This window comes from Pseudomonas sp. N40(2020) (assembly GCF_014472415.1).
GTDB lineage: Bacteria > Pseudomonadota > Gammaproteobacteria > Pseudomonadales > Pseudomonadaceae > Aquipseudomonas.
The window spans coordinates 1-1,235 of the sequence record NZ_JACSZV010000088.1 but is presented as its reverse complement, the minus strand read 5'-3'; the positions used below and the strand labels follow the sequence as shown (position 1 = coordinate 1,235).

At 55.0% G+C, this 1,235-nt stretch carries 1 protein-coding gene; it reads left to right on the top strand.

The window, feature by feature from the left end; genetic code table 11:
• Positions 1 to 64: 64 nt before the first annotated feature.
• Positions 65 to 1,227 (top strand): IS3 family transposase gene (locus tag IAI51_RS27730; protein WP_187681372.1). Its coding sequence is split into 2 segments (ribosomal slippage): positions 65 to 320 and positions 320 to 1,227, totalling 1,164 coding nucleotides; the frame shifts between segments, so codons are not numbered across the junction.
• The last annotated feature ends 8 nt before the right edge of the window (positions 1,228 to 1,235 follow it).

Below are 1,235 nucleotides of genomic sequence, written 5' to 3'. Positions count from 1 at the left end.
TGTAGTGGTCTAATGAAACCGGACACCCATTTAGGCGAGAATGCTCGCCAGATAGAGGTGTCTGATGACCAAACAACGTCGTTCTTTTTCCACTGAATTCAAACGCGAGGCCGCAGGCCTCGTGCTCGATCAAGGCTATAGCCATATCGAAGCCAGCCGCTCGCTTGGTGTGGTTGAGTCCGCGTTGCGCCGCTGGGTTAATCAGCTTCAGCAGGAGCGCACCGGCGTTACTCCGCAGAGTAAAGCGCTGACGCCAGAGCAACAGAAAATCCAGGAATTGGAAGCTCGAATCGCTCGACTTGAGCGGGAGAAATCCATTTTAAAAAAGGCTACCGCGCTCTTGATGTCGGAAGAGCACGAGCGCACGCGCTGATTGATCAATTGAGCCCCCAAGAGCCGGTTGATTGGCTTTGCGCAGTCTTTGATGTCACTCGTTCGTGTTACTACGCCCACCGTCTCAGGCGCCGAACTCCAGACGTTGAGCGGCTTCGTTTGCGCAGCCGGGTTAACGAACTGTTTACGCAAAGTCGAAGCGCCGCCGGTAGCCGCAGCATCGTGTCGATGATGCAGGAAGACGGCGAGCAAATTGGGCGGTTCAAGGTGCGAGGCCTGATGCGGGAACTGGAGTTGGTCAGCAAACAACCTGGATCACATGCCTACAAACAAGCGACGGTTGAGCGGCCTGACATTCCGAACATATTGAATCGAGAGTTTGATGTGCCGGCGCCGAATCAGGTTTGGTGTGGCGACATCACCTACATCTGGGCTCAAGGGAAATGGCATTACCTGGCTGTAGTTATGGATCTTTACGCGCGCCGAGTGGTGGGCTGGGCGCTATCGAACAAGCCGGATGCGGATCTGGTCATCAAGGCGTTGGACATGGCTTACGAGCAGCGTGGCAAGCCTCAAGGGCTTTTGTTTCACTCGGATCAGGGCTCGCAATATGGCAGTCGCCAGTTTCGCCAACGGCTCTGGCGTTACCGCATGCGCCAAAGCATGAGCCGTCGTGGAAACTGCTGGGATAACGCGCCGATGGAGCGTGTGTTTCGCAGCTTGAAAACTGAATGGATACCGACCGTGGGCTACATGACAGCTCAAGAGGCGCACCGCGACATCAGTCATTACCTGATGCATCGGTACAACTGGATTAGACCGCACCAATTCAATAACGGACTGGCCCCAGCTCAGGCCGAGAAAAAACTTAACGTCGTGTCCGGGATTAGTTGACCACTACA